Annotated in this window: 24 protein-coding genes; 6 read left to right on the top strand and 18 right to left on the bottom strand. The window is 34.3% G+C overall.

What is annotated here, in order from left to right; translation table 11 throughout:
- Window positions 1-51 precede the first annotated feature (51 nt).
- Genes HH_RS09515 through hypA form a run of 4 tightly spaced genes read right to left on the bottom strand, consistent with a single transcriptional unit; the run spans window position 52 to window position 2,218 of the window.
- Entirely contained in the window at window positions 52-222 is a 171-nt protein-coding gene (locus tag HH_RS09515; RefSeq protein WP_158295428.1) for a hypothetical protein, read from the bottom strand.
- Window positions 212-1,378, bottom strand: a complete 1,167-nt coding sequence (lpxB, locus tag HH_RS03975; protein WP_011115650.1) for a lipid-A-disaccharide synthase — start codon at window positions 1,376-1,378, stop codon at window positions 212-214. The genes HH_RS09515 and lpxB overlap by 11 nt, the downstream gene beginning before the upstream one ends.
- Window positions 1,379-1,393: 15 nt before the next feature.
- Window positions 1,394-1,849 (bottom strand): hypothetical protein, encoded by a 456-nt coding sequence (locus tag HH_RS03970; protein ID WP_011115649.1) that lies wholly within the window; start codon window positions 1,847-1,849, stop codon window positions 1,394-1,396.
- 12 nt (window positions 1,850-1,861) lie between these two features.
- Complete coding sequence (hypA, locus tag HH_RS03965; protein WP_034365597.1) at window positions 1,862-2,218, bottom strand: hydrogenase/urease nickel incorporation protein HypA; 357 nt, start codon at window positions 2,216-2,218, stop codon at window positions 1,862-1,864.
- Between the two features lie 82 nt (window positions 2,219-2,300).
- On the opposite strand from hypA, the gene ispG reads away from it, so the two are divergent.
- The 4 genes from ispG to HH_RS03945 are packed head-to-tail and all read left to right on the top strand — an operon-like array spanning window position 2,301 to window position 6,753.
- The gene (gene ispG / locus HH_RS03960) at window positions 2,301-3,365 is read left to right on the top strand and encodes a flavodoxin-dependent (E)-4-hydroxy-3-methylbut-2-enyl-diphosphate synthase (protein WP_011115647.1); all 1,065 of its coding nucleotides are present in this window, start codon (window positions 2,301-2,303) and stop codon (window positions 3,363-3,365) included.
- Window positions 3,365-4,603, top strand: a complete 1,239-nt coding sequence (locus HH_RS03955) for a glutamate-5-semialdehyde dehydrogenase (protein ID WP_011115646.1) — start codon at window positions 3,365-3,367, stop codon at window positions 4,601-4,603. The genes ispG and HH_RS03955 overlap by 1 nt, the downstream gene beginning before the upstream one ends.
- Before the next feature lies 1 nt (window position 4,604).
- Window positions 4,605-6,185: a phosphoethanolamine transferase gene (locus HH_RS03950; protein ID WP_011115645.1), complete on the top strand. Its 1,581-nt coding sequence runs from the start codon at window positions 4,605-4,607 to the stop codon at window positions 6,183-6,185.
- 19 nt (window positions 6,186-6,204) lie between these two features.
- Window positions 6,205-6,753: a hypothetical protein gene (locus HH_RS03945; protein WP_034365602.1), complete on the top strand. Its 549-nt coding sequence runs from the start codon at window positions 6,205-6,207 to the stop codon at window positions 6,751-6,753.
- A 415-nt stretch (window positions 6,754-7,168) separates the two neighbouring features.
- Here the strand turns inward: HH_RS03945 and HH_RS09885 are convergent, their stop codons facing one another.
- From HH_RS09885 to gatB, 6 genes are all read right to left on the bottom strand, one after another.
- Window positions 7,169-7,672, bottom strand: a complete 504-nt coding sequence (locus HH_RS09885) for a DUF3226 domain-containing protein (RefSeq protein ID WP_432805826.1) — start codon at window positions 7,670-7,672, stop codon at window positions 7,169-7,171.
- 54 nt (window positions 7,673-7,726) lie between these two features.
- A complete protein-coding gene (locus tag HH_RS03940) occupies window positions 7,727-8,776 on the bottom strand; it encodes an AAA family ATPase (protein WP_011115320.1) in 1,050 nt (349 codons plus the stop codon).
- A 131-nt stretch (window positions 8,777-8,907) separates the two neighbouring features.
- Window positions 8,908-10,227 (bottom strand): hypothetical protein, encoded by a 1,320-nt coding sequence (locus HH_RS03935; protein WP_011115641.1) that lies wholly within the window; start codon window positions 10,225-10,227, stop codon window positions 8,908-8,910.
- 90 nt (window positions 10,228-10,317) lie between these two features.
- Window positions 10,318-13,488 (bottom strand): Eco57I restriction-modification methylase domain-containing protein, encoded by a 3,171-nt coding sequence (locus tag HH_RS03930; protein WP_011115640.1) that lies wholly within the window; start codon window positions 13,486-13,488, stop codon window positions 10,318-10,320.
- The gene (locus HH_RS03925; protein ID WP_041309022.1) at window positions 13,485-16,613 is read right to left on the bottom strand and encodes a helicase-related protein; all 3,129 of its coding nucleotides are present in this window, start codon (window positions 16,611-16,613) and stop codon (window positions 13,485-13,487) included. The genes HH_RS03930 and HH_RS03925 overlap by 4 nt, the downstream gene beginning before the upstream one ends.
- A gap of 298 nt (window positions 16,614-16,911) precedes the next feature.
- Window positions 16,912-18,336: an Asp-tRNA(Asn)/Glu-tRNA(Gln) amidotransferase subunit GatB gene (gatB, locus tag HH_RS03920; RefSeq protein WP_011115638.1), complete on the bottom strand. Its 1,425-nt coding sequence runs from the start codon at window positions 18,334-18,336 to the stop codon at window positions 16,912-16,914.
- 218 nt (window positions 18,337-18,554) lie between these two features.
- Between gatB and HH_RS03915 the strand changes: the two genes are divergently transcribed.
- Entirely contained in the window at window positions 18,555-19,217 is a 663-nt protein-coding gene (locus HH_RS03915; protein WP_226989507.1) for a hypothetical protein, read from the top strand.
- Between the two features lie 43 nt (window positions 19,218-19,260).
- Complete coding sequence (locus HH_RS03910; RefSeq protein WP_011115636.1) at window positions 19,261-20,196, top strand: NAD(P)H-dependent glycerol-3-phosphate dehydrogenase; 936 nt, start codon at window positions 19,261-19,263, stop codon at window positions 20,194-20,196.
- A gap of 25 nt (window positions 20,197-20,221) precedes the next feature.
- Here HH_RS03910 and HH_RS03905 read toward each other — a convergent pair whose 3' ends face one another.
- The 8 genes from HH_RS03905 to HH_RS03870 all read right to left on the bottom strand — a co-directional run bounded on the left by HH_RS03905 (window position 20,222) and on the right by HH_RS03870 (window position 26,476).
- Window positions 20,222-20,509 (bottom strand): HU family DNA-binding protein, encoded by a 288-nt coding sequence (locus HH_RS03905; protein ID WP_011115635.1) that lies wholly within the window; start codon window positions 20,507-20,509, stop codon window positions 20,222-20,224.
- A gap of 127 nt (window positions 20,510-20,636) precedes the next feature.
- Window positions 20,637-20,870: a hypothetical protein gene (locus HH_RS03900; protein ID WP_011115634.1), complete on the bottom strand. Its 234-nt coding sequence runs from the start codon at window positions 20,868-20,870 to the stop codon at window positions 20,637-20,639.
- A complete protein-coding gene (gene fliS / locus HH_RS03895) occupies window positions 20,854-21,237 on the bottom strand; it encodes a flagellar export chaperone FliS (protein WP_011115633.1) in 384 nt (127 codons plus the stop codon). Before fliS ends, HH_RS03900 begins: the two co-directional genes overlap by 17 nt.
- 10 nt (window positions 21,238-21,247) lie before the next feature.
- Complete coding sequence (gene fliD, locus HH_RS03890; protein ID WP_011115632.1) at window positions 21,248-23,296, bottom strand: flagellar filament capping protein FliD; 2,049 nt, start codon at window positions 23,294-23,296, stop codon at window positions 21,248-21,250.
- Window positions 23,297-23,345: 49 nt separating this feature from the next.
- Entirely contained in the window at window positions 23,346-23,738 is a 393-nt protein-coding gene (locus tag HH_RS03885; RefSeq protein ID WP_011115631.1) for a FlaG family protein, read from the bottom strand.
- Between the two features lie 54 nt (window positions 23,739-23,792).
- A complete protein-coding gene (locus HH_RS03880) occupies window positions 23,793-25,004 on the bottom strand; it encodes a murein hydrolase activator EnvC family protein (RefSeq protein WP_034365625.1) in 1,212 nt (403 codons plus the stop codon).
- A gap of 7 nt (window positions 25,005-25,011) precedes the next feature.
- The gene (locus tag HH_RS03875) at window positions 25,012-25,821 is read right to left on the bottom strand and encodes a hypothetical protein (RefSeq protein ID WP_011115629.1); all 810 of its coding nucleotides are present in this window, start codon (window positions 25,819-25,821) and stop codon (window positions 25,012-25,014) included.
- Window positions 25,808-26,476 carry a cell division ATP-binding protein FtsE gene (locus HH_RS03870; protein WP_011115628.1) on the bottom strand — a complete coding sequence of 223 codons (669 nt, stop codon included), beginning with the start codon at window positions 26,474-26,476 and terminating at the stop codon, window positions 25,808-25,810. Before HH_RS03870 ends, HH_RS03875 begins: the two co-directional genes overlap by 14 nt.
- Between the last annotated feature and the right edge of the window lies 1 nt (window position 26,477).

Genomic DNA, 26,477 nt, shown 5'->3' with positions numbered 1-26,477 from the left:
AAAATAAGTTAATCTTAAGTGGGTAAAGGGCGGTAACTATGAATAAATCTCTCACATATTTTCAGATTCTATAAATTTTTCCCTAGATTCTATAAAGTTTTTTATATCACTTGGTAAAGCGTTGCTCACTTCTTTTTGATTGGCTTGCATATTGGAATTGCAAGCGATAAATGCCATAACTAAAACCAAATATAATGCCATTTTTATTTTTTTATAAGTCATAAATTCCCCTTTCTTTTAATAGCTTATCGAGAAGTTTAATTACTCTTTCTGCACTTCCGCAAGCAAGATAAGAGCGGATTTCCTTAGCTTTAGCAAAAAATTCGTGTGCATTTGTAGCGTGGTAGATATTAAGCAGATTCTCTTTTGTGAGCGAAGATTGGATAAGTTCGGTATGAATCTCTTTTTCACCTGTGCGTGGATTCCCACAATGCAGAGCATTATAAAGAATATTAGCAAGTCCTATATGTTTTAGTTTCACAAAGGCTCGTGCAATCATTACATCAATAGTGCGCGTCTTATAACCAAGCACAAGGGGTGTGCCAATGAGCGTAGCTTGAAGCGTGGCAGTGCCAGAGCAAACAAAGGCAAAACTACTCTCCAAAAGCGCACTATTAGCATCAAAACTAAGCTCAAAATAGTGTATATCCTCTCCATAAATGTTGTGCATTGCCTCTTTGTCTAGATTTTTAAAATGTTCAGGTAGCACGAGAATCTTAGGATTTGCAATCTCTTTTGCCACAGCGGCAAAGATAGGAAAAATGCGTTTTATCTCTCCTTTACGGCTGCCGGGCATAAAGGCGATTTTTCCATTTTCAAGAGGTAAGGGTTGCTCTTTAAGTGTGGGAATCTCATCAAGCAAGGGGTGTCCAACATAAAATGCTCTGTTTTCAGCCACTGCGTTAGGATACATTTGAAGTTCAAAAGGCAAAATCGCACATAAATAATCACATACAGATTCTATTTCTTTGGCTCTCCACGGCTTCCACGCCCAAACTTGTGGTAAGATATAATATATAACAGGCACTTTGGTAGTATTTTTTTTAAGAGTTTTGGCAATAGGCAAATTGAAGCTTGAGCTATCCATAAGAAGCACTACATCACATTGCGCAGCAAGTTCGCTCATTTCTTTAATGGCTCGTTTAAAAAAAGCAAGTTTTTTTATCACATCAAAAAATCCCATAATTGCAAAATCTTTAAGCGTATAAGAGGGCGAGGCATAAGGGAAATTGGTAAAAGTCTCTGGCTCAAAGACACCACAGATGTGAGTGGATTTATCAAGATTTTGAGCAAGAAATTTAAGATGGAGATTCGCACTGGGCTCACACGCACTCACAAAAAGGCGTTTTGGCGTGGTATAAGCACTTTGATATTGCATAGGTATCCTTTTAAGTTAGGGCTTACTTGGATCTTCTAAAGATTCTTGTAGTGTCTCACGCATATTTTGCATTTGGTGTAGATTCTCTTCAAGCTGATATTCGCTTTTTAAATCACGTAGCTCTACAAGTAGCTTAGAATTTTCAAGCTCAAGTTCGCTTATTTTAAGCATAAGTGCTTCTTTTTGGCTTTCTTCTTTTTCTGGTGGCACAGGAGATTCAGAGATTTTTTGCTCAATGGCGCGAAGGATATTTTGTGCTTTAGTAATGCCCTCACGTAGCTCTTTGAGTTTAGCTTGAGAATTTTTAATATCTTCGTGGTATTGGGCGATTTCAATACGTAGTTTTTGCCGTTCATTTTCAAAAATTCCTACAATATCCCAAAGATTTTGCGTTTGAGGATTGTATTTTAAAAGCTGCTCAAATACGCGTTCATCTACTTTTTGAGCAAGAGGTTTATCAATTTTAGGCATATATGCTCCTTTTTAAGATTGTATATCAAGCTCAAGGCTAAGGAGATGCAGCTCTTTGCCCTTAGCGATGATGACATTATGACTTTGACACTGCGGACAAGTGCTATATGTGAGATTTTGTGCTTGAAAATAATGCCCGCAGTCGCGACACTCTAGTTCAACGCTTTGGGATTGTATTTCCAAAATAGTATTTTGACACAAAGGTGAATCAAGTCTAAAAGTCTCAAATGCACTTTTTACAAGCGCACTATCTACACCACTACGCTCACCAACGGCGATGCAGACTTTGGCAATAGAGGCAGCATTATGCTCTTTTGCGTGGGATTCGCACATTTGTATCAGTGAGGCGACAATAGAATATTCGTGCATTTTTGTCCTTGTATGTAAAGTTGTAGGTTGAATTTTACCCAAGAAGTGATAAAATAAACAAAAAATCACAAAGGGATTTGGAGTGCAAAGGGTAAAAACAAAACAAATTTTTGTAGGAAATGTGGCAGTAGGCGGTGATGCACCTATTAGTGTGCAAAGTATGACTTTTAGTAAAACTTGTGATATAGAGGCGACAAAAGCACAGCTTGATAGATTATATTTTGCTGGGGCTGATATGGTGCGTGTGGCAGTGAGCGACCCAAAAGACGCAGATGCACTCAAAGATTTGAAAAAAGTCTCGCCCCTGCCACTTATCGCGGATATTCATTTTAGATATAAATTTGCACTTATTGCAGCAGAGAGCGTGGATTGTATCCGCATTAATCCGGGTAATATTGGCTCAAAAGATAGAATTAAAGCTGTGGCAGATGCGTGTAATGCACGAGGCATACCTATTCGTATCGGTGTAAATGGTGGGAGTTTAGAAAAACAATTTGAGGAAAAATATGGTGCAACTCCTAAAGGTATGGTTGAATCTGCGTTATACAACATCAAGCTTTTAGAGGATTTTGGCTTTAGTAATATTAAAATTTCACTTAAAGCAAGTGATGTGTTACGCACAATGGAGGCATATAGAATGTTGCGTCCATTGGTAGATTATCCTTTTCATTTAGGTGTTACAGAGGCTGGGACATTGCCCCATTCAATGATAAAAAGTGCTATGGCACTTGGTGGGCTACTTATGGAGGGTATTGGTGATACGATGAGAATCTCCATAACAGGTGAGCTTGAAGAAGAAATTAAAGTCGCGCGCCTCATACTTCAATACAGCGGACGACAAAAAAGCGGGGTAAGTATAGTGTCTTGCCCTACTTGTGGTCGGATTGAAGCGAATCTTGTCAAAATGGTGCAAGAAGTAGAATCTCGCATTAAACATATCAAAATACCTTTGCAAGTGAGTGTGATGGGCTGTGCTGTAAATGCTTTGGGTGAAGCTAAACACGCAGATATTGCTATTGCTTTTGGGAATAAAGATGGATTGATTATTAAAGAGGGGAAGATTCTCTGTAAGCTCAAAGAAGACCAATTACTTGAGCGATTTATCACAGAAGTGGAGGAACTTGCCAAGCAAAGAGAGGAAGTATAATGCAAGATATGGTAGCAATGCTCATATTGGCAAAGCGTAGTGCAAGGATATTAGAACGATTAAGTAATGAAGAAAGAAATGCAGTGCTAGAATCTATGGCAGATGAGATAGAATCTCAATGCGAAATAATATGTGAAGCAAATGCTAAAGATATGAGTGTGGCAGAGCATCTTCCTCTAGCAATGCGTAAAAGATTAGAATTAAATAGCATAAAAGTGCATTCTATGGCAGATTCTATGCGTGATATTGCAAAGCTTCATTGCAGTGTAGGGCAGGTGATAAAAAGTTGGAAAAACAAGGCAGGATTAGAGATTACACAAGTGAGTGTGCCGCTTGGTGTCATTGGTGTCATTTATGAATCTCGCCCTAATGTTACAAGTGATGTAAGTGCATTGTGCTTTAAAAGTGGGAATGTGTGTGTGCTCAAAGGTGGCAAAGAGGCATTTCACTCAAATGTGGCAATACTTAAAGCATTGCATAGTGCATTAGAGCAGCATTCACTTCCTAAAGAATGTGTGAGTATGATAGAGGATACTTCACGTGAGGGAATATTAGAATTTGTCAAAATGGATAAGTATGTGGATTTGCTTATACCACGAGGGGGCGAGGGATTGATTGAATTTGTCAAACATAACGCAACAATTCCTATCATCAAGCACGATAAGGGCGTGTGCCATACCTATATCCATAAAAGTGCGAATTTGGATATGGCACTCAATGTTGTGCTCAATGCAAAGTTAAGCTATCCCGCCGCGTGTAATGCGTGTGAGTGTATCTTGCTTGATGAGGTGCTTGTAGAGGGATTCTTACCGAAATTGCTTACAAAATTAAGAGAAGCAGATGTGCGTGTAATGTTTGAAAATGAAGTATGGCTCAAAAATTGGGGCATTGCAGATGATGGCTTAGCTGATTTTAGCAAAGAGTGGGGCGATAAGATTCTTAATCTTAAAGTTGTAAATGGAATTGATGAAGCCCTAGAGCATATTGCGCACTTTGGTTCTGCGCATTCGGAATCTATTATCACTCAAGATGAAGTGATAGCACAAACTTTTATGCGTGAGGTCGATGCGGCGTGTGTATATGTGAATGCTTCTACACGATTTAGCGATGGTGGAGAGTTTGGCTTTGGTGCGGAGGTGGGTATTTCTACCTCTAAACTTCACGCTAGAGGTCCTATGGGTATAGAATCTTTATTAAGTTATAAATATTGTATTACAGGCAATGGACAAGTGAGGTAAAATGGGAATCTTAAAAAAACAATGGAATATTTCGTGGCTTAATTTCGTTTTGCTTTGTGCAGCTTTTTTAAGTGCTATGAATTTTAATCTTTTTATTTTTATTTATACAAGTATTGATGAAAGTGCAACTTTGTGGCAGCATATCGCCTTTGTGCCAATGGTTTTTTTGCTTTTATTTGTGATTTTAACACTTTTGCTTGTGCCGTATTTGAGTAAAGTTTTTATGATAATTTTTATAATGGTAGCTTGTGTAAGTGCATATTTTATGAGCGCTTATGGAGTGATTATTGATAAGACAATGCTAGAAAATGCCTTTAAAACCGATGCACGAGAGGTGCGAGAACTTCTTAATCTAAAACTTGTTTTGTTTGTGCTATTTTTTGGTATCTTACCTTGCCTACTTGTGCTAAAAACGCGTATTGTATATGCACCTAAGGGTATAAAAAATGCACTTCTTACACGATTTGCGAGCTTTTTTGTGGGAATTTTGCTTCTTTTAGCGATTTTTGTCCCTCAAACACAATTTTTTGTGCCATTTTTTAGATATTATTATCAGAGCGAATACTACACTACGCCATTTTATCAGCTCAAATCTTTAGTCAAATATATCAAATCCCGCACCTTTACAAAACCTCCACTTGAGATTATTGCACCAGATGCACGTATTTTAGAGCATAAAAAAAGATTGCTTATTCTTGTAGTGGGCGAGACTGCGAGGGCGGCAAATTTTTCATTGCTTGAAAAAGACAGGGCAACTACGAATGAAACTAATCCTTATACTAAAAAATGGGGTGGGGTTGTATTTTTTAATGCTGTAAGATCTTGTGGCACTTCTACAGCTGTGAGTGTGCCCTGTATGTTTTCAGTTTCTACACGTAAGCAATATAAAGAAAGTGAGTTTAAAGAAAATGCACTTGATATTTTGCAAAAAGTGGGTGTGAGGGTGGTTTGGTTTGGGAATAATTCGGGTGGCTGTCAAGGTGTATGTGAGCGTATCAAAGAAGTAAAAATGTTTAATGAAGACTATGATGAAGCTTTGCTCAAAGATATACAAAATGCTTTAAATCTTGGAGAGCAAAAGATTATTATTGTGCATTTGCAAGGCTCACACGGACCAACTTATTATAAAAGATACCCAAAAGATTTTACACGTTTTACGCCCACTTGTGATACAAATGAATTGCAAAAATGCACACAAGAGGAGCTCACAGATACTTATGATAATACGATTGCTTATAGCGATTATGTGATAAGTAAGCTGATTAAAATGCTACAATCTCAAAGCGGAGTTCAAGCTTCTTTGCTTTATGTTTCCGACCACGGCGAGAGTTTAGGAGAAAATGGTATTTATTTGCACGCAATGCCTTATTTTTTAGCCCCAAAAGAGCAAATACACGTTCCCTTGCTTTTTTATAGTAATGATAAAAATTTGCTTGATCTTGCCTATAAACATAAGGATTATAATCTTTCGCACGACTATCTTTTTAGCACTTTACTTGGATATTTTGATGTGCATACAAAAGTTTATGATAAAAACCTTGATATTTTTTATACAAATTTATTAAATAAAGAGGAGAATTAGCGCGATGTTAAGGATATGTATGAAAAAATTTAGCATATTATTTTTATCTTTTATTTTTATTTCTGATATTTTTGCTAATGATTATTATGATACAGGCAGAGTTTTTGCAGGAATAGAATTAGGAGGAGCTGGAATTGCAGATTTTAGCACAGGTGTAATTGGAGGTTATGCTTATTATTTTCCACAATCTTATCAGAATCTAGATTCTTTTAGACAAGGGATACGAGGTATTGTGGGGATAAATTGGGGTTTATACAGGCATAGCAAGTTAAATCCACAAGGCATAAGTTGGGTTGAGACTTCTAGTAATGCTTTATATACGCGTATTGGGGTAGATTGGATTATAGATTTTAATCCTCAAGATACATTTGTATGGGGTGCTTTTGCTGGGCTTAATATAGGATATTTTAAAGTCTTTACTTCTGATTTTATCCCTCCCACACATAGGGGTTTTAATTTAGAAGGGCATATTGGAGGGAGTTTGACTTATAATAATATGCATAGGATTGAGCTATTACTCGGCTGGGGATATTCACGCTCAGCACTGCGTTATGTGTATATGTTTTGATAAGGGTAACCTGTCTATGTCTAAAAGACAGGTTTGACGCATTCCTTTAGCTTTGATATTTTAAAAGTAGAAGTTATCTATTTATTATGTATGCAAAACCATTGTATCCTCCTAAAAAATCAATTTTAAGAAGTGTGTTAGTGAGAAATAATTGTGCATTTTGGATTCATTGTTTGCTCCTTTGTCTTTTGTGTCGGTATTGTAGCATATTATTTATAAAAATCTCCTCATCTGTGTGAGATTATACAACGCATACACTAATGTATCAATTTGGGATTGAATGCGGAAGTGCCAAGGGTGGAATCTGCGGGTTTGGATTCTAAAATTATATCTACTTAATGAGATTTGTAGGAGCTTGAGCAAAAAGAGATTATTTGGCTAAAGCAAGATAGTAGAGTTTGGAATTTTAAAGAATTTATAGGTTAAATATAAAACTATAAAGAGGTTGTAGATAAGGTGAATCAAATTTAAAATATTGACTAAATATATTCTCATTCATTGTATTTTTGTTTGATTTTATAATTTTTTCTAAACCGCTTGCCTCACGATAAGCATACATTTTTGATTTTTTGTAAATATTATCTGCAAAATCTTTAGAGTGAGAGTTTATACATTCAACATATTTTTCAAAACATTCTATTATTTCTTTATGTTTGGCAATATGAGAGAGTAAAGTTTCAAGGTTGCCTTTGTTTTTATTGTCTGGGAATAAAAATATTTCTACTTTATTTTTATATTCTATGATTTTATTTTTAATATGCTGTTGTGTTTGGTTATAATCTAAATCGGCATCAAAAATAATACAAACTCTATGACTATCATCTAATTCTTTTTGAATTGTTTTTAATGTCGATTTTTGAAGCTCATTGCCATTATTTTCAATGATTTTATACTCAAATGTAGGGTTTTTATAGTGTATATATTGCGCTAAAATACTTTATCGCTTTTGCCTTCTACAACAAATAAAGTCATTTTAGTCTCTAAATTCTGTTTTGGTTTTGAGTAAATTCTCTAAATCTTTCATATCATATTTATAAGTTTGCAAACCTTTAAGTTTAGTTCTCGCAATGTTAAAAATAGCAATTTGTTCGTATTGATTCTCACTAGAGATTGTATTAAGAATTTCTAAAAATTCATAGCTATGGGTGGAGACAAAGAGTTGTATATCGGTTTTTTGAGCTAGTTTAATGACAGATTCAAGCAATTTGTGCATTGATTCAAAATGAAGTCCATTTTCAATTTCATCAATGCAGATGTATTTATATTCTCCCACAATGACACTTGCCAAAATGGCTAGATATTTTTTTAAGCCTTCCCCCATAGTATTAAGACTAATTTTTTTAGGCATATCTGCTAAATCTACCATTATTTCACCATTGATTACTTCTATCCCTTGAATCTTCTCATCAAAGATTTGGAGATGGGCTAATAATTCTTGCTCTTTTTTAAGTATTCGTAATCGTCCTAAAATGCCTAACGCATTAAACATTAAATTGCTTGGAAAAATCATACCTGAAAATGAGGGATAATCTACTTGGATAACATTATTAATATTGTTTCCGCGAATATCAAAGCTACTTCTTACCGCAGGATTTCCATTAAATTGTATATCAAAGTTTAAACCTGTGATGTAAGCACCTGTTTTTTTATCTAAGATTTTATCCATATTCATATTTATATCATTTGGCAGTATTTGAGCAAAATCATTTGTTGTTTTTGGTGTGATTTGCAAGTGCATTTTTTGCTGATTATAAGATGATGTGATTTTAATAGGTTTAGTCATATCAAGCTGATTGAAAAAATAATCCAAATTATCGTGGCTTATTTGCATTTGTCTTATAAAATTAGACACAACCGATACGATATTCATAGGATTGTTTGGCTGAAAATTAAGAAATATAGTCTCAAGCAAAGAGGTTTTACCGCAATTATTTTTACCTACAAAAATATTTATTTGTGCTAGGTTTTCAACCTCTATTGAATCTAATACTTTATAATTTTTTACTTCTATACTCTCTATCACATTAGACTCCTAAACTTTGATTTAGAAGAATAGCAAAAATAATTCCTTATAGGTAAAGTATAAGAAATTTTTATTAACAAACCTTAATCACTTCAGTTTATCTCAATAATGCTTATTTGATGATAAGGGTATTAAATATCAAAGTATGGATTACCCTGATTTAATGCTTTGCTTTTGTGATAATTCTTGTAAGCTCTATCATAAAATTCACGCATTGTCGAATAGCAAAAAATTTTGCATTGATTATCATCGTCTATTTTCCATATTTTTTGCCAAACTTCTAATAAAAGTTGCCTTTCTTCTTTAGGTTGTAATAATGTTCCAAATTTACATAATCCTTTATCATAGTTTAGTAAAGATAAAAACTCTTTAGAATTATCCAAATAAATAGCAAGAAAGAAAAGCAAAACTATATTTTTGGTATCCTCAAGATTCTCTTTTAATTTGTTTTGAATGGGTGTAAAAACTTCATTTTCTAGAGCACTATTTTTATTACTACCCCCATTTAGCCAAACATTTAAATAATTGAAAGTCATATTAAAAACAATATGCTCGGGCAATGTTTGTATATTTTGCACATATTCATTTCTAGTTTCTTGACTAAATTCTTCTTTATTTTGAAAATCAACAAAAAACGCCATCAACATTTTATCCACAATCTGTATCTTACCCTTAGAATAGGTTTCTAAAAACAAACTAAAATCTATACTATTTGATTGAATAGGCTTTCCTTGATGGTAAATTTTCTCCTCCCCTATTCCAGCCAAAAGCAATTTTTCTTTAACATAGCAAATATAAGACTCTGTAGCTAAAGGGTGAATTTCTATATGATTGATAATATTTATCCAATAAAAATTTTTCATTTTAAGCAGTTTTGTATTTTTTCCTGAAGTCCAATAAGTTTCTATTTTTAGATTATCGATTTTTGTTCGCTTTGTATCCAAATCCAAAATTATTCTTGCTTCATTTTCGAACTTATAATAAGGCTTTTTATAACTTAAAAAATCTATAATTTTTTCTTTGTTGTTTTTGTTTAAATCTAAATTGCTTATTTCTCTATGTAAGCTCTCTATATCCTCATTGCTTTTGGAGTAATCAATCCCTATAAAATAACTTTTATATGGTAGGAAATAGTTTAAATAATATTTAGAGTCTCTTATTGTTGTATTTTTTTGGGGATTGTTGATAGTCTTCAGCATATTATTGATTTCAAAACTAACATTATCAATAACAACCTTCAACTCTGTCTTATTCTTGCCATACATTTCCCAATGATAATCAGTTTGATTAATTCCCCAACATTGTATAAAATACAGGTGGTTAGTTTGTAATTCCCACATATCTTCAAAATTTGATGGGTGAGAAAAGGTAATTTCTTTATTTGTAATATCATTTATAAGATGTTCTGCTTGGAAAATTCTTGAGATAGTAAAACTATTATCAGCATCCATTGTTAATTCCTTTGTTTAAATTTTTAGAGTAAAAGCTCTATTTGTAAGCTTATATGGAATAGATATAAAGTCAAATATCATGCTTTGTATTTATGTAGATTCTATGATTTTTATCTCTTCATCAGTTAAACTATACAACTTATAAACTAAAAAATCAATTTGCGATTCTAGTTTTTTGGTGGAGGCGGTGGAATCCTTTGCTTTAGATTCTAAAATTTTATCTACCAAAGCGACAATTTCATTAACGATTCTTTGGTTTGCCTTTGTGATTTTAGGAATAGGCAAACTACCTACACTTAAAGTATCAAATCCAAATGCACCGCCTTGCATATGTGAAGCAAAGTATTTTTTGGCATAGAAATAATTTATTAGCTTACTATTTAAAACTCCAAGAATAAATTTCCTATCAAGTTTAAAATTATGTAAAATATTGACTTTACCTCCAAAATAAGCTTTAGGAGCAATACAGCAACGAATAAAGTTTGTCATTCTCGCCATAAATATAATTTCCGAATCCTCAAATATTTTTATTTTTTCAGTAGAATAATAAGATACTGCATTATGTAAAAATTTGCCTTGTTTATAATCATATTTTTGAATATCAGAAGATTCTAAAAAGGGGACATTGTCTTTAGTTTTTTTATTTTTTACATCATTTCTAAAACCAGCTATGGATAAAGCACAAAAAATATCACAAAAGCTTGATAATTGTGGATAATTTGCCTTAAAAATTTTTGTAGTTATAGAATCTAGCAAAATAGATAAATTCTCAATTTTGCTTTGTGGGAATTTTTCTAAGGCAATATTATTTAATTCCTCTTCGCAATTAGCTCTACCAAAATTTATTTCTTTTAGTTCTTGACTTTTATGAGTAAAACAATTAATGCAAGTATAGGTAGAAGCAGAATTAAAAACTTTAAAACTTGATACATCAATCATAGAGATAAGGCAAAGATTGTTGTCAATAAACTCTCTAATTCCAGCACCAGAATCTTGACAGATATAATTTATAGGATTAATAAAAATACAATAGCCTTGTTTGTGTATTAGTTTTGCTGCTTTTTCAATGAAATATACAAAGATACTCCCTCTTTTTGAGTTTGTATAAACAAAAGAATTTTTTTGCAAAGAGATTTTTGTATTTTCATCTATACTGCGATAGTCAATATACGGAGGATTGCCAATGATTATATCAAAGCCCCCTTGTGCGAAAATGGGTGCAAAAAAGAAGCGATATAAAAAAAGCTTGTCGGTGTGGAAGTTATGCTCTTCATAGTCTTTAAGGAGTGCGTCTAAATCGTGTTTAAAAGATTCGTATTGAAGTATTTTTTCTTGCTGTTTGACTCTTTCTTTTGGTTTAATAGCCGGATTTGCCTTTATGCTTTGAATATTCTCATCAATTTGCTTGATACGCTCATCAAAGGCTTCTTTCATTATCGCTAAAATCTCTGCTTTGAGTTGTGCTTTTTGTGCATTTGGCTCATAGTATTGCAGAAAAAGTGCTTCTAGCTTATGAGTTTGTGATTTATCAAATAAAGACGCGTTTTCATCTCTACCTAAGAGATTTTTTTGATGTTGTGGTGCATTCAAATCACTTGGAATAATTTCAATGCCATTAATGCTTTCTATAAGAGCATTGCCCTGCATAAATTTAAAGTCAAGGTTTGGAAGTGGGCTAGGTGTATCCTCATCTACGGCGATTGAGAGCCAAAAGCGGAGTTTTGCTATCTCAATCGCATCAGCATCAATGTCTGTTCCATAGATTTGCTGCTCTATAATCTCGCGCTTATATCTTGCTAAGTCTTGCTTTTGCAAAGAGGGATTGAGTGTATGCAGAGCCTCTAGTATCTCGCTTAGCATTCCCATTGGGAAAGCACCACTGCCAATAGCAGGGTCTAGGATTTTAAGCGATGTGATAGCTTGTGTTAATTGTTTCGCATTTTGTGCAATAAAATCATCGCTTTGTTTATAAAAAATAAAGTTATAGAGTGAATCTTTGTGTGCGTGTGGAGATTCTGTATCTTGTGTGAGGTGAGATTCATCGTGCAAGATTCTCTCCTGTAATGTGCGGGTTAGGACATTTTTACACATAAAATGCACAATTTCTCTAGGCGTGTAAAAAGCCCCACTTGATTTATTATAATCAATGAGGTTTTCAAACACTTTGCCAAGCATTTCAGGGTCAATACCGATTTCTTGATTATCTGGGGTGGATTCTTCAATCGTAAAATTATAGTTTTCAAATACATCAAAAATTGCTTCAAAATCGGTATTTTCTAGGCTTTGTGTAAGGACAAAATCTCTTTCTATGCCCTTACCTTGCTTGTCTTTATACTCTTCAAAAAGCCCACCATTAAGGAATGGAATCTTACAATCAAAGTGGGGTGAATAGTCGTTTTCTCTTTGTGTGTTAAGTGTCTCAAAAAATAAAGGGCAAAGGTATTTTGTATAAAAAGATTCATTATTTTGCGTGGCTTTGCTAAAAAGTGAAAACAAAAAGTTTTTATCGCCTTCTCCATAAGAAGCATTTTGTGCTACGCCTAACCAACCCTTTTTTTGCAAAAAGTATAAAAACACAATGCGCCCTAGAAGTTTTTTGACAAAGGCATTGACTGCTTTTTCTCCATTTAAACCTTCATAATTGTCTAAAGCATTGAAAGTGGCTTGATTTTGACATAATTTTTGCGATAAATCTTTATAAAGCCTTTCATAATCTCTATAAAATTCTTTACTTATAGGTTCTGTACTAAAAGCTTCTTGGAGATTTTTTAAAGTTTTTTCTTTATCTAAAAATCCTTGAAGTTGTAATTTGGCTGTTTTTGTCTTTGTATTTTCCCCTAGTGTGAAGCTTTGTCGGCGGAGATTTGAAAAGGTCATTTTGTTTTTTTCATAATCAAAACCTTGTGTTACAAGACTTAGTCTAAATTCTTTGCTTTCATCATAAAAAACTGCAAGCATTGCATTTATTTCTGGTTGATTTTTGATGATTTCAGCGATTTCTTTATGGAGGGTGATTTTGGCATTAATTGATGTTGTTTTAAAGGCATAGATGCTTAAGCTTTGTGAATCTAGGGTGATATTTTCACACATTTGTGAATAGGCGGTGATAATGCTATTATGTTTATCATAAGGAGTGCGTTGCTTGGTTTTTATGTCAATATTTTTCCCAAAAGATTCTATGATGAAGTTTTGAAAATGTTCGTGCTTATAGGCGTTATTAAGAAAAATATCTAAAGTCTTTGAAGATTCTACTGCACTCATTTTATCCCCTTTGTTAAGTGAATTGTCGTAATGCTAATTTGGATTTGAGGTTCTGTGTGGGTGGCAGAATCTATTGTGTTATAATCTTGCTCTTTGCTAGTCTGCAAATCTGCATTTGGGGCAAATTTTTCTTTGATGACAAGGACTTCTCTTGCAAAATCCGCACTATTTTTAGCCTTTATATTGATAGTCTCTTTAGTAAGCTGGGGGTGTCCGTTTTTTATTAAATCAATAAGATTTTCCTTCACTTGCGAATCTAATTCTGGGCAAGAATTAATTTTACTGATAGCTGTTATTTCTTGTGGTTTAAGCTCTTTTTTCGTTGGATTAGGCGTATTGCGGGATTTTAGAGATTGTTTGTAGGATTGCATTGCACTTTGGATATGCGTATAATGCACGCTCATATCTGCATTTTTGAGAGGACAAGATTCTAAATGTGCTTTCAAAAAGTCTGCCATTTCATAAAAATCACATTCTTGTGTTTGTGGCTCTTGGAGTAAGTTTTGGCTTGGCACAATATGATATGGATAAAAGTGTGCGTGATTGTGGCTAGAAATGTGGCGAATATAAGCAAAACTTTGAGTTTGATGTGATTGTATTATCGTGCGTGATTTAAGCGGGAGATGCTCTATCCTATCAAATTCATCTTTGTGATTTTTGTAGAAATCTTGTAATGCTTTTTTGTATTGTGAATCTTTGCTTGTTTCTTGATTGTTTTTATCGATTTGAGAATAGAGATTTTTGCTCCCTACAATCTCTTCATCATCATAAATTGCTGAATCTTCCCCTAATGTATAGTGAAAGCTTTGCAGTTTGCCAGAGGCGATAGAGTTTATATTGATAATCTCATCGGCTAAATGCGTAGGCTTGAAATTATAAATATGGATTTTTTCAAAGCTCGTGCCTATACGATTAATGCGCCCTATTCTTTGCATTAGCCTTGTGGAATTATAAGGCGTGTCATAATTAATAATAATATTTGCACGATGAAGGTTAATTCCTTCTGCTAATGTGTCGGTTGTAATGATGATATTAAACTCATCTTTTTGTTTCTCTTTAGGATAGTTTGCGTCAAAATTTTCTTTAATTTTTTGCTCGTTTTCTTCGCGATTACTTGCATCAATTTGTAAAATTGTATATGCAATAAGCTCTTTAGCAAGATATTTTGCAGTTGTCGCTGCTTCTGTGAAAATCACTATTTTTTGTGATTGTGGTAGATATTTATCTAAAGAATCTTTGAGTTTATCAAGTTTAGAATCTCCTTGTATATTCTCCCACGCATTGAGTAATTTTTCTAGGGCATCTCTATCATTTTGTAGCTTTTGATAAAAATCATTCTTAAAATGATGAGATTGTAAATGTATGAATTTATCTTCCTTTTTCTCTAAGAGATTCTGCAAGTCTTTATCATTATCTGATAATACAGCCTCATATAGCTTTTCTCTTGAATTATAGCCCTTTGGGAGTGCGATGGTGCCCTCGCTAAACATTGTAATAAGGGCATTGTGAGATGTGATTTGATTTTCAAGTGTGGCTTTAAATGCGTCTATGCTTGAATCAAATCGTTTAAATAGAATCTTTTGGATAAGCACACTCAAACGCTCTGCTGTGTCATTATAAAAACCTTTGCTTTTTTCATCTTCGCCATATTGTGATAAAAACTCCTCTTGTCCATCTTGGGTGAGATTTGGGAATATAAGATAACGCACATAGGAAAAAGTGCCTATATTGTTGTATTTCTTTGAGAGAAAAGCAATTGTTTCTTTTGCAAGATTATGTGAGTTAGAATCTAAATCATAAAGTAAATCTTTAGGGGGTTCAATTTTTGGAAAAGTGAGATTTTGCTTTTTCATATCATCTTTATAGAGTAGCTCTATATCACCTCTAGTGCGGCGAATCATAATATGAGACAAAAGTTTGTCACGTAAGGTGTTGGCAATATTTTCTAGCTTTTTCTTTTCTTTATTTTGTGCAGATTCTTTTTCTTGTGTGGATAAATTTGTGTTTTGGTTGATGGTTTTTAACTCTTTCATTGAGTTTTCAAATTTTGTTTGAAGGTCGCTAAAAAATTTTTCTAAGTTGTTTAAGCCTTCAATGAGAGAATTTCGCCTATTGCAAAAAAGATAGACTTGATTTGCTAAGTCTTTTGGAGAGTTATTTTGAGGAGTGGCGGAGAGGAGAATAATTTTTTTATGTGCGCCATTAAATGGAATCTTGCAAATATTTTCAAGCTGTTTGTAGCGGTTTGAAGTGCTGGAGCGAAAATTATGACTTTCATCAATAATTATAAGCTCTATATCCTCTCTTGTTTCTTTTGGGATTTTATGCAAGCTATCGTGAGTATAAATTTCATAATTTGCAATATTTATATCATCAAAATGTTTTTTCCACGATTTCTTAACGCTCGGTGGAGCAACAATGAGAATCTTGCCCTTAAGATTGTCTATGCGGCATTTTTTAGCGATGACAGACGCAATGAGTGTTTTGCCGAGCCCAACAACATCTGCAAGAAAGAATCCATTGTATTTTTTAAGCTTTTGCAATCCTTCCTGCACGGCGTGTATTTGATAATCATACGCGATATAGTCCTTAAAAAGAGCGGGAATTTCATTATCTTTCACCAAAAAGTCTTTGCCAAAATGCGTTAAAAGGAGCTTGTAATAAATATCTTTTGGGCTTAAAATTTCTAGGTAGCTTTGTTTTACACATTCATCAATATCATTTTTTGTAATCTCTATAGAATCTTCCCAAAGTTTGTTAAATTCTTCTAATGCGTAGTTAATATCTGCGCTTTCTTTAGTAAGGAGATTGACTTCATAATTTTTCTCTAAGCCATTATGAGTGAGGTTTGAGCTACCTACAATAAGTGAGCCTTCATAAAATGGTATATTGTTGTGTGCGTGGTTTGTCTTTGGTTCTGAAGTAAAAAGATAAAATTTAGCGTGGCAATTTTTAGTGCGCACCATACGAATTTGTAGTTGTTCTAGTTCTAAAACATTTTGTAAGCAAATAATAGAATCATCTACCTCTTTATCGTAGTTTTCTTTCTCTAGCATATTTTTTAAAAAGATTATGGAATCTATCGCCTTGATAGGCGCAATCCAAATTCTTTTGTGAAAGCTCATATATGAGAGTATCTACATTAAGTCCAACCAAAATACGAATGTTCTTAAATTTTGCATAGTTATTGTTTTCTTGTAAAAGTTTATGTAAATGGATAAAGCCACTTATGCGAAAAAACCCAATAAGAAAGCTTAGATTCTGCGTGTTGTTATCACTTAGAGCATTTTTGAATTGATTTAAAAGTGTATTTTGACCTTTATTTGTGGTGAATTTAAGATTCTGCGGGTATGTAGGGCAATAAGAATTTTCTCTATCCCCCCCCCCCGCTAAAAGCTATAATATTCTCTTCCATTGTTCATACTACCCTAATTTTTCTTTTAAAAGCTCATTTACCCTTGCTGGATTTGCGCCTTTAGAGTTTTTCATCACTTGCCCGACAAAGAATCCAAAGAGTTTGTCTTTGCCACTTTTGTATTCCGCGACCTTGTCGGCATTAGCGCTTAACACAGATTCTATAACTGCAATAATTGCGCCATCATCATTAATTTGGGCTAATCCCATAGAATCTATGAGGCTATCTACATCGCCTCCTTTTTCCATAAGCACATCTAAAATTTCTTTGCCACTTTTTCCGCTGATTTTGCCCTCCTCAATGCGTTTAACAAGTGTGGCTAAAGTTTTAGAATCCACCCCACAAGTCTGCAGCGTATTTTCACCCTTTAATCGTCCTAAAAGCTCTGTAGTAAGCCAAGTAAGAGCACCTTTTGCGCTCGCACCTTCTTCAAGCATAGATTCAAAATAAAGCGCAAGCTCAAGGCTACTTGTAAGCACACCTGCATCATAAGGCTTAAGTCCTAAGGTATTAATGTATCGCTCCCTTTTTTCATCGGGCATTTCTGGAATCTTCACTCCCTCACGCATAAGATTCTCATCAATAAAAACAGGCAAAAGGTCAGGGTCAGGGAAATAGCGATAATCAGCCGCCTCTTCCTTGCCACGCATTGAACGAGTAATGCCTTTGGCAGTGTCAAAAAGACGAGTTTCTTGCACAACTTCGCTTTGATATTTTCCCTCTTCCCAAGCTTCAATTTGTCGCTCTACCTCATATTCAATCGCTTTTTGGATAAATTTAAAGGAGTTAAGATTCTTAATCTCTACACGCGTATAGAGTTTGCAATCTCCTTTGGGGCGAATAGAAACGTTTGCATCACATCTAAAGCTTCCTTCTTGCATATTTGCATCGCTTATGCCAAGAAATCGCACAATAGAATGCAGCTTTTTAAGATAGGCTATTGCCTCATCGGAACTTCGCATATCGGGCTCACTCACAATTTCTAGTAGAGGCGTACAGGCACGATTTAAATCTACTTTTGAATAATTATTTTCGTGGATATTTTTACCTGCATCTTCTTCAAGGTGCGCACGCGTTACACCGATAGTTTTTGTTTGGTTATTACATTCAATTTCAATACTTCCTCGTCCTACGATAGGAATCTCAAATTGACTGATTTGATAGGCTTTTGGCAAGTCTGGGTAAAAATAGTTTTTGCGTGCAAAGACAGAGTTTTGATTAATAGTCGCATTAATCGCAGTGCCAAAGGAAATCGCCTTTTTTACCGCTTCGCGATTAAGCACGGGGAGTGCGCCGGGTAGCCCTAAGCAAGTGGGGCAAACATTTTTGTTAGGCTCATCACCAAAGCTTGTTGCGCAAAAGCAAAAAATTTTTGTTTTGGTATTGAGTTGGACATGCACCTCTAAACCGATAATCGTTTCATACGCTGACATTTTCATAGCCTTTTGTGTTGAAAATATTGGAATATAAAATGCTAGTATAGGCTAATAGGCATAAAATATTTATAAATTCTTAAAAATTTTTTATATAATATTACTTACAAAGAAAAGCAGATGTTATTACAAAAAAGCATTAGGAATACCGATATATAGGTTATTATAAGAACCTATAGAGTCTTGTATTTTAAGATTTAATGTTAGGAGTGAGCAAAGTGAAGGGAATATTCTTAATAAGCCTTGTCGCAAGTTTGATATGTGCTGAAGAATTACAGCTTCATAAGCTTAATGTAGCACCTAATACGCCACTTTCTGCCCAAAATACTGAGAGTAAAGAGGGAGATTCTAAAATAAAGGCACAAGTGAGTAAAAATTTCTCAATTAGAGCGAATACTATTGCTAATGAGGGATATTCAGAGTTTGAGCTTGAAACAGGCAATGCCAATTTGAATGAGGTTGAAGCACCAATGTCTCGGTATGGTGCTGGTATAGAGTTAAATTATTCTATTAAATCCGATACAGATGTGAAGTTAAATTTTTTTGTATCAAATGCTTTAGAAATTGATACGCAAAGACGAGGAGGTAAAGTCAAAACTTATGATAATGCACAACGATACGAAGAAAATGCTTATGATTATGGCACAAAGATAATGTATCCTGTATGGGCAAATAGTATTGGTATGGTATTAACGATACTTAAATCGCATCGTATCACACTTACATTAAAGCAAACACAACTTTCAAGTAATGATGCGCTTTTGGCAACATATTCACAAGGAATAACCCCTGTTGTGAGAAATGTAGCTCAAGCAAATTCCTATGCTAATCTTTATACAATTACTACACAGGTTTTTTTGACTTATAGTTATGTGTTTTAATGAGCTTTGATATAATCTCGTTAAAAATAAGTGAGGACTTTAAATGAGCAAGGTAAGTGTATTTGGTGGAGGAGCTTGGGGTAGGGCACTAGCTTTTGCATTAGCCGAAAAAAATGAGGTAAGAATTATCTCACGTAGAGATATTAGCTCTTTGCTTGAGCCTTTAAATCAAAAATTGAAAACATTAAATTGCACATCAATTATACAAGTTTCGCATAAAGAAGCATTAGATGCGCAGTATTTTGTTATGGCAATAGCTACGAGTGCATTACGAGAATGGTTAGCAGTAGCTGATTTGCCACAAAAGATAAAGATTCTCTGCGCAAGCAAAGGGATAGAATCTGGCAGTGGCGCATTTGTAAGTGATATTATGGAGGAGCGCATTGCTCATAAAAGCATTGCCTATTTATGTGGTCCTAGTTTTGCTTCTGAAGTAGTGCATTCTTTGCCTTGCGCACTTGTTATTCATTCGCGCAATCTTGAGTTAAGTCGTGAATTTGGCACTTTGATGCCACATTTTATTAAAACTTATGCAAGTCCCGATGTTGTTGGTGGAGAAGTGGCTGGAGCATATAAAAATGTCATCGCTATTGCAGGTGGAATTTGCGATGGGTTAGCATTTGGTATGAATGCGAAAGCCTCTCTTCTTGCACGAGGACTTGTAGAAATGAGTCGATTCGGAGAGCATTTTGGCGCAAAAATGGAAACATTCTTGGGGCTCTCAGGTGCTGGAGATTTATTTTTAACCTCAAACTCTACAATGTCGCGCAATTATCGTGTTGGACTTGGATTGGCGAAAGGAAAAGCAATTAATGAGATTCTCAAAGAGCTTGGTGAAGTAGCAGAAGGCGTGATTACTGCAAAAGCAATTACAGAAATAGGACAAAGGGAAAATATTTATACGCCTATTGCGAGAGAGATTAATCTGATTATAAATGGAAAAAATGTAAGAGAAAGTTCAAAAGCACTAATGGCATAGCCAAAAAGGCTATGCAAAGAAAGACTTATTTTTTAGCTTTTGCTACTTGGTCTTTCAAACCTTTTCCAGGGCGGAACTTAGGCACAGATTTTTCTTTTGTTGTGTAAGTTTTGTTTGTCCCGGGAACTTTACCTGTTTTAGCCTTTTGAATAGCTGTTTCAAATTTACCAAAACCTACAAGTTCTACACTTTGCTTTTTAGAAAGAGCTTTGGAGATAGCATCTACAAAAGAATTTACTGCTTGTTCAGCATCTTTTTTTGTGTTGTATTCACCAACTTTCTTAACCAAATCTACAAACTCAGCCTTGTTCATTACAAACTCCTTGATGTTAAATTTTGAACGCTCACATTCTATACAATTTTAAGTCTTAAGTCAAGGTATATGCGGATATTTTGCATAAATTTATTATAAAAAGGATTATATTATGCCCCCCCCCCCATTAATTAGCATTTTCAAGGAATTTTTTTGCTGCTTTTATTTGTTCCATATTGATTCTGATTTTAAGCTGTTTGGCTTCCAAAAGTATTTTCGTTTGATTAATCAGCTCAAGAGCTTGGAGTTTTGTCTCAAGCGGAGCGTTTGGGAGCTCTTTTGGAAGATTGCTTACAAGAAGAAAGGCTGCTTGGTCGTCTTCGCGAAGCAGAGCAACTTTGAGCTTATCGAGCCAATTCATCTTGATTAATTTCTCGCCACGCTTCTAAAAGCCCTTTTGCTACGTTCATTACGATGTCAATTTTATCTGTGTCATTAGCAACATTAGCTTGAGTAAGGAGTTTAATTTGATGTGTATAAAGCCCTGTAAGATATACTGCTACCTCACCACCTTTATCATAATCAAGCGTATTAAGAAGCTCGGTGAAAATATCAGTAGTGCGATTAATATAGTAGATTTTCTTTTCAATATCTTCAGCTTCCATATGTCGCTTGGCTTGAGCACAGAATCTTAAAATACCTTCATAGAGCATTTCTACAAGTTTTACAGGGGATTCTACTGAAACTGAATTTTGTTGATAAAGACTATAAGCGTTGTTGCCATACATTGGTTACTCCTTATTTTTTAGCTACAGATTGGTCAATCATCAATTGAACACTGCTAAAGGCATTATTGGTTTTAGAGATTTGAGAATCATAAGCCGCAAATCTCTGTGCCATAATGTCATAGCGTATATTGAGTTGCTCAACTGCTTTTTTTCTGTCCTCACGCAATTTTTTATCATCTTTTGTGAGGCTTTCCTCAAGGACTTTAAGTCTTGCATTTGGTCCATTTAAGAGTCTATCAATCTCTTGGTCAAATTTTTTAAAGACACCATCGGTTTGCACTTCTTTAAATTCTGTTGTTTTAAGACTTCCATTAAAAAGCTCTTGTGTGCCTTCTGGGTCAGAGCTCAAAGCCATTTGGAGTTTGCTCACATCAAGTGTCATTGTGCCTTTTTCGTTAAGAGTAAGTCCATATTTAGCAAGTCCTTTTAGCTCTGTTTCTGTTTGGATCGTTGTAGAAAATATACGATTAAGGCTAGGACGTATCATACGAATATCACTATTGCCATTGAATACGCCAGCAATTTTAGAATCTTCATCATAACGTGTAACATCATCAAGTTTTAAAGCAAGATCATTATAAGATTCAACAAATTTTTTCACATTTTCTATAATTTCTTCATCATTACGTGTAATGCTAATTACTGCAGGTTTGCCCGGTTCAGTAGTAGTAAGAAACTCAATATTTACTCCACTTACAATGTCATCAACATTATTTGTAGGGCGTTTCATTGAAATTCCATTGTATGAGAATTTTGCATCTTCTGCTTTTTGAACTTTACGTATTTTAAAAAGCTCTTCTTGTGTTTTGGCATAATCCATTGTTGTGCCAGCTTTTAATCCCAAATCCTCAAGGGCTTTTTTACTTGCAGGGTCGTCGTTGGCATAAATATTTACTTCTCCCGTATCAGAGTTAATCACAAGCTTGCCCTCATCATTGACAGAACCATAAATACCCGCAATATTATTAATGGCTTCAGCGATATTTTTTGCATTTTGGGCAGATGTATTTTTTTCTTTTGTGAGTGTAGAAAGGTCAAGTGGGATACTGCCTATATTGATTGTACCTGTAAGCTTTCCTGCTCCTACACTTTTAGTTGCCACCATTAAATCTTCTTTGGCATTATTTTTATTTTCTGTGCCAAAACCTAAACTTTGGGCTTTTGAGCCTTGAAGTTCAATACTATAACCACGTCTATCATTAAGAGTGAGTGTATCACTATTTGCACCACCTATACCGATATTAATATCATTATCAAGCAGTCCATCAAAATCTGAATCATTTTTAATTGCAGTAATGATAGCTTCTTTGAGAGCCTCGGCGTTATCTTGGCTTTTAGATTCTATTGCAGTTTTAGGAAGTTTGATAGAAAGGGTTTTGTCAATACCTTTTTTGTCTTTAAGTGTAATGTTTAAATCTCCATCATTCACAGAAAAAGCACCAGAGGGCACGACAGAGCCGCTTGTAGTTGAACCAAAATATATTCGTGAAGATTCGCCTGTATCTTTTGAATTAATCATAAGCTGGTAAGGGTTTGAGCCACCTGTTTTCATAACAATTCCCATTACTTCACCTTTTGTTGTATCTGTAATGAGTTGCGCTACTTCACCTAATTGCATACCCGCTTTAATATCAATTTTATAGTCGTGCCCTTTGTGATGAAATTTTAATACAGAATCTTTTTGGCTAAATACAGATTCTCTACTCTCATATTTTGAGCCTATTTCATTAATATCTGAAGTCGCCACAGAATCTATATCAATTTTAATATCTTGTGTTGGCACACCTGCTGATATATTTGCTTTGAGTGCATCGCCAATTACATTACTTGAGCGCCCTAAATAGGTAGAATAATCTCCAAGCTTACTCGTGCTAGATTTTAAATCACGCAAAGTAGAAGTAATAGCTACAAGCTCTGTTTGCTTTTCAACATTTTGTTCAATTTTTTTATCAATAGGCTTGATAAGTGAAGCCTCATCAGCTTCTCTTAGTTTATCAATCACATCGTGATTTAAAACTTTACTTCCAAGTCCAAGCGAACTCAATGTTCCAAGTGCCATATTACCTCTTTTCTTGCATATATTAAAGTTATAAGTTAAACTTCAAAGATTAACCTTGTTTGTCAAAAATAACACCAATGACTTCACGCATTTTTTTCATCAATTCAATAGCCTCTTTTGATGGTATCTCGCGAATCACCTTATCGCCATTACTTTCTTTAACAGTTACCATAAGACCAGGTATATTTTCATTATATGAAAAATGAATATCAGTGTCAATGCGTTTCATTTCATCATTGAGCTTTTTGCTTAATTCACGCAATTCATTTTCAAGCTGTTTTTTATTTTCCCTATCTTGATGTTGTGCGTTTTCTTCTTTTATTCGCACTTCTATGGGGCGTTTATCTTCCGTGATAGTTTTCCCACTTGTGTTGATCATATTGACCAGCTGATTTTTAATGGTATTATTGGTGCTATTAACGCTATTAATATCATTAAGCATAGCTTCCTCCTTGAAGTTAAATACAAGGATACATCGGATAAAAATTTTATTTTTTTAGTTGAGTTTTATAAAATCTGCAGGGTTAATATGTTTATCTTTTTGAGTGATTTCAAAGCTTAAACGTTCATTGACTTTGCCAATAATCGTGCCTTTTTTAATAGGTATACCTGTTTTAATTGAAGATTCTATTTTGTCCATATATGCGTAAATAGTATGGATAGCATTGTTATGCTCAATAATAACAACTTTTTTAAGCCCTGGTGCTTCTTTGGCATATACTATTCTCCCATCAAGCACATTCTTGACAGGAGCGTTGGGAGATTTGGGATTAAGCATAATTGCAGCATTAAAAATTTTAAATTTATATACAGGGTCAAAATAAGGTCCAAACTTTTTTTCAATGACATAGTTATCAAGTGGTGAAAAGGTTTTAGCTCCTTTGTAGGCAATGGTAGGCACATCACGATATGAAGTGCCAAATTGTTTTGGGGCTTTAATACTACTTGGGTTTTTTTGGTTATTTATAAAGGCTTGCTGATTGGAGCCTTGTTGTTTTTGCTCTTTAACGATATTGAGTTTTGAGAGAATCTCATCAAGGCTTTTGCGCTCTTTGACAATGTCTTTAAGCTGCTGGTCATAGGTTTTAAGTTCAGTTTGCATTTTTGCAAGAGTGGCTTTTTGTTGTTCTTTTGCGATTTGGAGACGTTCTTTTTTATTAGTTTGAGTTTTAATGGAGCTTTGAATTTGAGAAATTGCATTACTTATTTGTTTGATTTCATTATTGAGGAGATTGTGTTTAGCGTTAAGCGTTTTAATAGAGTTGCGCGCGTTTTTATGTAGAATTTGATAAATATGATATTGCACTACACCATCAACAGAATCAATATCTGCAGAGCGGCTAATCACCATATTAAAAGCAATACCTTGTGCAATAAGCTTAATAAGTTGTTTTTCAATCTGAAGTTTTTGTTCTACAAGCACATTTTGTTTTTTTTGAGAATCTTTAAGTGATTTTTCTTGTGAGAGAGATTTGCCTTGATTTTGTTCTATATCTTTTTCTAAGGCGTTAATTTGATTCCCAAGTTGTGTGAGCTCAGAATTTTTCGCATTAATTGCTTTGCCCAAAACATCAAGTTTTTTGCTAATAGCTTTTTCTTGGGATTTGGCAGTAGCAAGTTTATCTTTATTTTTTGCAATATCTTGGTCAATATTTGCCATACATATATTTATAATGGCACATATTGCAATCCAACCAAAACCCCTCATATTAGATTCACAGGTCTTTTTGTTTAATAATGACAAAAACCACCGAGACGATAGATACAAGTATAGATGTAAAAAGAAGAATGATAAAATCACTTCCCATACGGAATATATCGCTTGTTACTTCAAGCGTGTGAAACACTTCTTGCATTTTGTCGTGGTTAATCAGATATGTCATACCTGCAATGATAGCTATTGTTGAAATAATAGAATCAATAAAAGCAAGGCGGAATAAAATACCATTTCTCATCCACGCAGGAGCACCCAAAAATGCCATAATTTCCATTCTATCGCTATGTTCAAATTTCCAAATTTCAATTTGTTTAACCATAAGGATATAACTTAAAATGGCAATAAGTGATGCAAAGACTATAATTGAACTTTTAATAATGAGCAAGAGCTTATAAACTTGCGAATGACTCTTGGTAAAAGATTCGACTTTGGTTACACCATTTAGTTTTGAAAGTGTCGCATTAATCTTTTGTAGTCGTTCTTCATCTGGAAAAGTAGAGAGTTTGAGCGAATAGAAAAAAGGTAATTCTCTTTGAAGTGTTTCAAGGCTTTCTCGACTAAGATCCTTTTTGAGCTCATTCATCATATAATCGGGCGCAATGGCTTTTAGCTCCTTGGCTTCGCGGATAAAACTCTGAACCTTATCAAGCACAAGAGCATTTTTTGAGGCAATAACAATAGAGTAATTATCAGAGAGCTTATTTTCGTGTTTAGTTACAGCACGATTGACAAGCATAATACTCTCAAGACTAAAAAGAAGAGCTAAAAGCGGGATAATAAGTGCCAAATGTCTCCTAAGCAAATTCATAAACTACTCCTTCTTCTATATGTAGTCTTCTAAATGGAATATTAAGCCTATCAGGCATTCGGTGGGTTACAACCACAACGGTAATACCAAGTTGTTCATTTACACCTTTGAGGAGATTCCAAATAAGCTCACTTGAATAATCATCAAGGTTACCCGTTGGCTCATCAGCAAGGATAATAGTTGGATTATGTGCAAGCGCACGTGCCATAGCTACTCGTTGTTGCTCACCCCCACTAAGCTCAAGAGGAAATTTATTTGCCTTATGTGAAAGTTTAATATGCACAAGCAGTTTTTCAACTTGGGATTTGCATACTTCTTTTTTGTAGCCATTAATAACCATAGGCAACATCACATTTCGCTCTATATTCCATTCTTTAATCAGTTTGTAGTCTTGAAATACTATGCCAATACTGCGCCGAAGATGATTAATACGACTTTTTGATGCTTTTTGCATATTGATTCCAAAGACATTTAAAAGTCCGCTTTTTACACCTAAATACCCAAAGAATGAGCTTAAAATAGTGCTTTTTCCGCTACCAGAAGCTCCTGTTATGAATACAAACTCTTTAGCGTTAATATTAAAAGTGGCATCTTTAATGACAAGATCATCATTATAGCCTAGATTGAGATTTTTTGCTTCTATAATCGTGCTCAAA

Origin of the sequence: Helicobacter hepaticus ATCC 51449, from assembly GCF_000007905.1 — a bacterium.
Classification (GTDB): domain Bacteria; phylum Campylobacterota; class Campylobacteria; order Campylobacterales; family Helicobacteraceae; genus Helicobacter_C; species Helicobacter_C hepaticus.
Note: the sequence above shows the minus strand (reverse complement) of the source record. Positions and strands in the feature narration are given on the sequence as shown.

Coding starts and splice junctions, on each gene's coding strand:
- HH_RS09515 (WP_158295428.1), bottom strand. CDS start 222: ATGACTTATAAAAAAATAAAAATGGCATTATATTTGGTTTTAGTTATG.
- lpxB (WP_011115650.1), bottom strand. CDS start 1,378: ATGCAATATCAAAGTGCTTATACCACGCCAAAACGCCTTTTTGTGAGT.
- HH_RS03970 (WP_011115649.1), bottom strand. CDS start 1,849: ATGCCTAAAATTGATAAACCTCTTGCTCAAAAAGTAGATGAACGCGTA.
- hypA (WP_034365597.1), bottom strand. CDS start 2,218: ATGCACGAATATTCTATTGTCGCCTCACTGATACAAATGTGCGAATCC.
- HH_RS03955 (WP_011115646.1), top strand. CDS start 3,365: ATGCAAGATATGGTAGCAATGCTCATATTGGCAAAGCGTAGTGCAAGG.
- HH_RS03950 (WP_011115645.1), top strand. CDS start 4,605: ATGGGAATCTTAAAAAAACAATGGAATATTTCGTGGCTTAATTTCGTT.
- HH_RS03945 (WP_034365602.1), top strand. CDS start 6,205: ATGAAAAAATTTAGCATATTATTTTTATCTTTTATTTTTATTTCTGAT.
- HH_RS03935 (WP_011115641.1), bottom strand. CDS start 10,227: ATGGATGCTGATAATAGTTTTACTATCTCAAGAATTTTCCAAGCAGAA.
- HH_RS03930 (WP_011115640.1), bottom strand. CDS start 13,488: ATGAGTGCAGTAGAATCTTCAAAGACTTTAGATATTTTTCTTAATAAC.
- HH_RS03925 (WP_041309022.1), bottom strand. CDS start 16,613: ATGAGCTTTCACAAAAGAATTTGGATTGCGCCTATCAAGGCGATAGAT.
- gatB (WP_011115638.1), bottom strand. CDS start 18,336: ATGTCAGCGTATGAAACGATTATCGGTTTAGAGGTGCATGTCCAACTC.
- HH_RS03910 (WP_011115636.1), top strand. CDS start 19,261: ATGAGCAAGGTAAGTGTATTTGGTGGAGGAGCTTGGGGTAGGGCACTA.
- HH_RS03905 (WP_011115635.1), bottom strand. CDS start 20,509: ATGAACAAGGCTGAGTTTGTAGATTTGGTTAAGAAAGTTGGTGAATAC.
- HH_RS03900 (WP_011115634.1), bottom strand. CDS start 20,870: ATGAATTGGCTCGATAAGCTCAAAGTTGCTCTGCTTCGCGAAGACGAC.
- fliS (WP_011115633.1), bottom strand. CDS start 21,237: ATGTATGGCAACAACGCTTATAGTCTTTATCAACAAAATTCAGTTTCA.
- fliD (WP_011115632.1), bottom strand. CDS start 23,296: ATGGCACTTGGAACATTGAGTTCGCTTGGACTTGGAAGTAAAGTTTTA.
- HH_RS03885 (WP_011115631.1), bottom strand. CDS start 23,738: ATGCTTAATGATATTAATAGCGTTAATAGCACCAATAATACCATTAAA.
- HH_RS03880 (WP_034365625.1), bottom strand. CDS start 25,004: ATGAGGGGTTTTGGTTGGATTGCAATATGTGCCATTATAAATATATGT.
- HH_RS03875 (WP_011115629.1), bottom strand. CDS start 25,821: ATGAATTTGCTTAGGAGACATTTGGCACTTATTATCCCGCTTTTAGCT.